We start from the raw sequence: 7212 nt of genomic DNA, 5'->3' as shown, positions 1-7212 counted from the left end.
GACATCCCACATTGCAGGCGCTCCGGGGAGACGTTCCGCGAACGGGGACGTCCTACCGGGAAAGATAAGAGGGGTACCTCGCTCGAAGCGAGGGTTCTGCCGCAATGCCAGTCACACCTCAAACCGCCTTTCTGCAACTATGTCGACCATTTGGGTAAATGAGTCAGCAAAGAGTGCGTCTAAAACGTTTGTTCGGGCGGTGCTGGCGGGAAAAAACTTGACCTGTTTTTGATTTGTCTGTCTGGACTGAGCGTGCCGAATTACATCACTGAGAGTTTTAACGTTGGATAAAAAATCCGCCATCCGTTCTTCGAAGCGGCAGGAAGTTCAAGGCCTGCGCGCGATCAGCGCTTTGCTCATCGCGGTTTTCCACATTTTCCAGCTTGGTGTCTCCGGGGGGGTTGATATATTTCTGGTCGTCTCCGGCTTCTTCCTCTGGGGAAGTGCCAGACGGCTTCTGGAAAGCGGATCGGGCTTTCTGGAGTATTACAATAAGTTTTTCCAGCGTACCGCGCCAGAGGCCATCCTCGTGGTCATCGTCGTACTGCTTTTCTCGACGGTGTTCATCAGCCCCATCGAGTGGATTGCAGTTTTGCGAGACGGGGCCTTCAGCGCGGTCTACCTGCAGAACTATTGGCTTGGGGTAACCGGGCAGGATTACCTCGCTAGCAGCGAAGGTATGAGCCTGTTTCAGCATTATTGGGCGATTTCCGTGATTGCACAGGTCCATCTGCTGTTTCCCGCCTTTGTGCTGCTGGCACTGCTTTGCGTTAAACGGACGGGCTTCGATCGGTTGCAAACCTTTCGGACGATCATTGCCGTGGCAAGCCTGATATCCTTTGTCTGGTCAATTTACCTAAGCCAAACCAATCCTGTCATTGCCTATTATGACACATTCACGCGGATCTGGCAGTTCGGGCTTGGGGCGCTTCTGGCCAGCTACGGAACTGAAAAAACCTCGGAAAGCGCCCTTGGGAACCTGCTGTCCTGGTGCGGTTTGCTTGCTTTCCTGTCTTGTGGCCTGTTGCTTCGAAATGCCTTTCCCGGAATAGCGTCTCTCTGGCCTACGCTCGGGGCGCTTCTGATCCTGAAATACGCCCGTGAGACCGGAGGGCTGCGCAATGCCGGGGCGCTTCTGTCAAATCGCGTGCTGGTCCGCATTGGCAGCATGACCTTCGGGATATATCTATGGCATTTTCCAATCTTTGCCCTGTACCAGCGCCACACGCAGGAACAAACCATTCTGTCGGCAACCCTCATCATATTGGCCGCGATTGCTCTTTCCTGGCTCAGCACAGGGTTTCTGGCTTGGGTCGGCTCCGCCTTTCGCAACGGACGCTTTCCCCGCTATGGCCTGACCGTCACGGCCGTGACAGCAATCATCGTGACCTGTGTCAGCAGTCTTGCGCTCGAGCGTATCCTCGTCCTGCATCCCGCCAGACTGGCCGAGTGGAGGCACCCGATTTCCCGGGCGCCGCTCACCATTCTCAGAGTGCGGGAAGATCTCGCCGAGGTCTACGATCTTGGCTGCCATCAGGATCAGGTCACCGACGCTGTTGTGTCCTGCGAATTTGGACCCGATGACGCCCGGGCCCGGATATTCCTTGTGGGAGGCTCGCATTCCGCCCAATGGCAGCCGCCCCTGCGACAGATCACCGACGATCTTGATCTGAAGCTGGTTTCGATGACCAAGAGTTCGTGCCGTTTCTTTTCCACCGAGGCAGAGGGAATGGATGCCTATCTTTCGGAAAGCTGCCGGACATGGAATGACCGCGTCATGGAGCGTATCGCAGCCGAAACCCCCGAATTCCTTGTGGCGTTGGTCGACTCTTCGTTCGAAGCCACCCCGTCCGGCATCGCGCATGCACTCAACAAGGTGCTCGACATGGGCGTGACCGTGATTGCGCTGCGGGACACGCCGTACATGAAGATCGACGTTCCCGCCTGTATCTCGCAGCCGCTGCTCTCGGATCCTGAACGCTGCCCTCGGCCATGGGCCGACGTGCTCGACGATGAGGATTACAAACTGGCCCGATCCAGAGTGGCCGAAGACGTGCAGATCGTCGATCTGAATAGCATCATCTGTCCAAACGGGATTTGCAATGTGGTGCAGGATGGCATGATCATGTGGCGCGACAGCAATCATCTTACCGCGACCTATGCCAAGACCCTCTCGGATGCGCTGTTCGGGCAGATTGGGTCGACTCTTGTGACCCATTAGCCGCTGCCGTTTTGAGCGCAGGGCGGAGGCGATTGTCAGGCTCGGGATTTAACCGGAACTGACAGGCGTCTTCGCCCGGCGTGCGTGGGGAGCAAGCGCAAAATGCTGCCCGACGACGCCCAGAGGCACATCCTCAAGACAGCCGAACTGACGCGCCAGTGCCCCCGAGGGCGGCTGTTTTGGCAGCCTGTCACAGGGCTGCCGCAGCGGCCCGCCGATCATGGCGCGTTGAGGAAAGACGAACCATCGCACCAGCCTTGCCCGACCCGGCGAAGGCAAAGCGATGGGTGGCTGCCCTTGGGCGCACCGCCCCATCATTTTCAGATTTCTGTAAAGGGTGCCTTGTCAAGCCTTGTAGTTAATTGACGCTACGTTAAACTGATCACGATTGAATTTTCTAGCCCTGTTGCACAAGAAACTCCCGTTTCTTTCGGGAGGCTCAGACCTGTTTTAAAAAGGAATCTGTACAATGTCCGGCCCCAACAGTTTTGATCCGATCACTTCGAACGCACTTTTGCCCTATGGCGAATCCCTGATCGCGCAGGGCGATGACAACTCCGAACTTTTCAGCATCAGCAGTGTCTTCGAAAGCGGCTTTCTGTTCGGCGGCCGCAGCTTTGACGAGCTTTTCGTCAGCACCAATGGCGGTGTCAGCTTCATCGACCAGACCATCAATTTCTTCGGTACATTCGAGAACACTGATTTCATCATCGCGCCGTTCTACGACGATCTGGACAACCGCACATTGCCGCCGGGGGCGACGCCGGGCATCTATTTCGACACCAACACCGATCGCGATTCCGTGGTTGTCACCTGGGACGGCGTCGGGATCTTCAACCGCGATGTCACCTTTCCCAACACCTTTCAGCTTGAAATGATCGATCTGGAAGACGGTGACACGCGAATTGTCTATCGCTTTGAGGATATGGGGAATTCGCGCGGCAACAGCTTTCAGATGGGGCTTGTTGCTGACGGTGGGCCGCGGCTGTTCCTGCGCGGCGGCACGGCGGGGGATGAGCTGGGCCTTGCCGAAGATATGGATACGCTGGTCGGCAACACCGGCGTGGCTGGTGTGTGGGTGTTCGACATCATCGATGGCACGCTTCGGATCGACGATCTGCTCGGCAACACCGAAACCGGCAACGCCAACCCCAACACCTTGATCGGCACCGACAGGAATGATGTTCTCAGCGGCGGCGGCGGCAATGACACCATCTTCGGGCGGCTTGGAATCGACCGGCTGTCGGGCGATGACGGCAACGATTCCATCGAGGGCGAGGGCGATGATGATATCTTGCACGGCGGCGCTGGCCTTGACAGGCTGATTGGCGGATCAGGTGACGACACGCTGTTCGGCGACGCCGACAACGACTGGCTGGAGGGCAGTTCGGGGATCAACGAGCTGGATGGCGGCGAAGGGGAAGATACGCTGATCGGCACGGGCGGCGTGTCCTTTGCGGCCTATGGCAGCTCTGCGAGCGGGCTGACGGTCAACCTCGACAATCCCACGCTGAACACTGGCGATGCGGTTGGCGATCGCTACACCAACGTGATCAATCTTATCGGGTCGAATTTCGACGACGACCTGACCGGCACCAATCAGAACAACATCATTCGCGGCGGTGAAGGCGGTGATGCCATCGTCGGCGATGATGGCGATGATCAGCTCTTTGGCGAGGCCGGCAGCGACACGATCACTGGCGGCGACGGCGACGACACCCTAGCGGGCGGCGCGGGCCCGGATGTGCTGATCGGGGGTCCGGGAAGCGATTTTGCCAGCTACAGCGACACGGATGATGGTCTGGTGGCCGATCTGGCCAACACCGCGCTGAACACCGGCGATGCCGCGGGCGACAGCTATTCCGGCATTTCGAACCTGATCGGCGGCACCGGCGACGATACGCTGGGCGGCAACAGCACCGCCAACCGCATCGAAGGGCTGGACGGCGCGGATATGCTGCTTGGGCGCGGCGGTGACGACACGCTGGTGGCAGGCAACGGCGACGATACGGTGAACGGCGGTCTGGGCGCCGATGACCTGCGAGGCGGCAATGGCACCGACAGCGCAAGCTATGCCGATGCCACGGCCGGGGTGGGGGCAAGCCTGTCCAGTCCCGGATCGAACACCGGCGAGGCGGCCGGGGACAGTTACAGCAGCATCGAAAACCTGATCGGCTCCGGGTTCGACGACACCCTGTCCGGCAACAACAGCGACAACTTTCTGGCGGGCGGCGCTGGCAATGACAGCCTCAACGGCAATGGCGGAGATGACACGCTTCAGGGCGGTGCTGGGGCCGATACGCTCAACGGTGGATCGGGAAGCGATACGGCGGATTATTCCTCGGCATCGGCAGGGGTTTCGGCGAGCCTGATTAACAACTCGGGCAACACCGGTGATGCGCGCGGCGACATCTACAGCAGCATCGAGAACATCATCGGCTCGGGGTTCAACGACACCATTGGCGACAATTTTGGCACCAACATGGTGATGGGCGGCGACGGCGACGACCTGATCAACTCGCGCGGCGGCGCGGATATGTTCGTTGGCGGAGAGGGCGAGGACACGGTGTCTTATGCCGATGCCAGCTTTGTGCTGGTCGATCTGCTGGACCCGAGCGCCAATGGAGGCGCCGCCAGTGGCGCCATGTTCGAAACCGTCGAACATCTGATCGGCTCGGCGCAGGCTGATGACCTGTTCGGGGATGAGATGGCCAATGCCCTGTCGGGCGGCGGCAACAATGACAACCTCGATGGGCGCGGCGGCGATGATACGCTTGATGGCGGCGCGGGGAATGACAACCTGACGCTGGGCGAGGGCAGCGATACCGTTGTGGTACGGCTGGGCATGGGCAATGATGTTGTCACCGATTACAACTCCGCGTTCGACAGCGTTGATTTCTCGGCCCTGTCGGCTGGCGAGCGTGCGGCGATGGTGGTGTCGGCCAATGGGGCCGGCGACCGGGTGTTGACGCTGAGCGACGGGTCGAGCCTGACCATGACCGGCGTTCCCGCCAATTTCGCCCCGACCGGGGCCGTGACCATCGACGGCACCGCCGCCGAGGATGAAACCCTGACCGCGCAGACAGCAACCATCGCCGATGCCGATGGGCTTGGCGCGTTCGGTTTCCAATGGCTGCGCGACGGGGTGGCAGTGAGCGGTGAAACCAGCAGCACCTACCTGCTGGGGCAGGGCGATGTCGGCGCTGCGATGTCTGTGCGGGTCAGCTATACCGATGGGTTCAACACTGCCGAGACCCTTACCAGCGCAGCCACTTCCGCCGTGCAAAACGTCAATGACGCCCCGACCGGGGCCGTTACCATCAGCGGCACCGCCGCCGAGGATCAAACCCTGACGGCGCAGACAGCAACCATCGCCGATGCGGACGGCCTTGGCGCGTTCAGTTTCCAATGGCTGCGCGACGGGGTGGCTGTGGCCGGTGAAACCAGCAGCACCTACCAGCTGGGGCAAGGCGATGTTGGCGCCGCGATATCTGTGCGGGTCAGCTATACCGATGGGTTCAGCACCGCCGAGACCCTTACCAGCGCGGCCACTGGCGCCGTGCAAAACGTCAATGATGCCCCGACAGGGGCCGTCACCATCAGCGGCACCCCAGAGCTGAACGAAACCCTCACCGCGCGAACCGGGACCATCGCCGATGCCGATGGGCTTGGCAGTTTCAGCTTCCAGTGGCTGCGCGACGGCGCGCCGATCATCGGCGAAACGGCGCAGACCTACACGACCACGGCGGCCGATGCCGACGCCCAAGTGTCGGTCACGGTGCAATATACCGACGGAGGCGGCACGGTTGAAACCCTGGTCAGCGCCGATGTCGCGGTGATCTCGAACAGGCCTACACCGGGTCCCGACGATCTGATCGGCACGGCTGGCGATGATTCCGTCGATCTGCTGGGTGGCGACGATAACTTCGTGGGGCTTGCTGGCAATGACACGGTCTTTGGGCGCGGCGGGAACGACACGATCGCCGGCAGCGAAGGCGACGATTCACTGCGTGGAGACGGCCAGAACGATTCCCTGATCGGCGGCGCTGGCAATGACACGCTCGGCGGCGGCGGCGGGGCCGACACGATCCTCGGCGGTAATGGCAATGATCTGGCCTTTGGCGGCGGTCTGGGCGACCGGATCTTCGGCAATGGCGGCGCTGACACTTTAAGCGGCAATGGCGGCAACGACAGCGTGTTTGGCGGAAACGGCAATGACAACGTCAACGGTCAGATCGGCAACGACCGGCTTGTTGGCGGCGCCGGGTCCGATACCCTTCGTGGCGGCGCCGGGGATGACAATCTTTTCGGCGGTACGCAAAACGACCGGCTGTTCGGCGAGGCCGACAATGACACGCTGCAGGGCGAAGGCGGCAATGACAGCCTGTTCGGCGGCAACGGAGCCGACCTTCTGCTTGGCCTGATTGGCAATGACATTCTTGGCGGCGGGGCTGGCGCGGACACCCTGCGCGGCGGCACCGGCGCAGACACCCTGGACGGTGGCTCTCAGGCGGACCGGCTCTTTGGCGAAGGCGGCAATGATGTCATACGGGGCGGCGCCGGGAATGACCTTCTTGGCGGAGGCGTAGGCAATGACGAGCTTCGAGGTCAGAACGGCAATGACACCCTGACGGGCGCGGCGGGAAACGATACGGTCCATGGTGGCTTTGGCGACGACACGCTGAACGGCGGGCAGGGCGAGGATACGTTCATCTACAATGCCGTGGATGGGCATGACATCATCCGGGATTTTCAGGACGACATCGACAGCATCCAGTTGGGCAATCGCGGATACACCCTGTCGCGCGACAACGGCAATGCTGTCCTGAGCTTTAGCGATGACAACAGCCTGACGATCGAGGGAAGTTTCGCCAGCATCGCCCAAATCGAAACTGCGCTAGAGAACGATATCATCTAGCAACTTCTGTGGTTGCCGCCCGTATCGCAAGAAGTTTCTGACCTTCGAGGGATGTGATCGAGTGCGAACTTCT

The 7212-nt window shown here is 60.5% G+C and carries 2 protein-coding genes; both read left to right on the top strand.

Going from position 1 to position 7212, the window contains the following annotated elements:
- The first annotated feature begins 283 nt into the window (after positions 1 to 283).
- Positions 284 to 2221 (top strand): acyltransferase family protein, encoded by a 1938-nt coding sequence (locus Q4543_RS23305; protein ID WP_303442342.1) that lies wholly within the window; start codon positions 284 to 286, stop codon positions 2219 to 2221.
- Between the two features lie 469 nt (positions 2222 to 2690).
- Entirely contained in the window at positions 2691 to 7139 is a 4449-nt protein-coding gene (locus Q4543_RS23300) for a nidogen-like domain-containing protein (protein WP_303442339.1), read from the top strand.
- Positions 7140 to 7212 lie beyond the last annotated feature (73 nt).

This window comes from Salipiger sp. 1_MG-2023, assembly GCF_030547555.1.
Classification (GTDB): domain Bacteria; phylum Pseudomonadota; class Alphaproteobacteria; order Rhodobacterales; family Rhodobacteraceae; genus Salipiger.
This window is presented reverse-complemented; position numbering and strand designations above follow the sequence as displayed.

What these genes read in the sequence shown, in the direction of transcription:
- Q4543_RS23300 (WP_303442339.1), top strand. Translation starts at nt 2,691, where the DNA reads ATGTCCGGCCCCAACAGTTTTGATCCGATCACTTCGAACGCACTTTTG.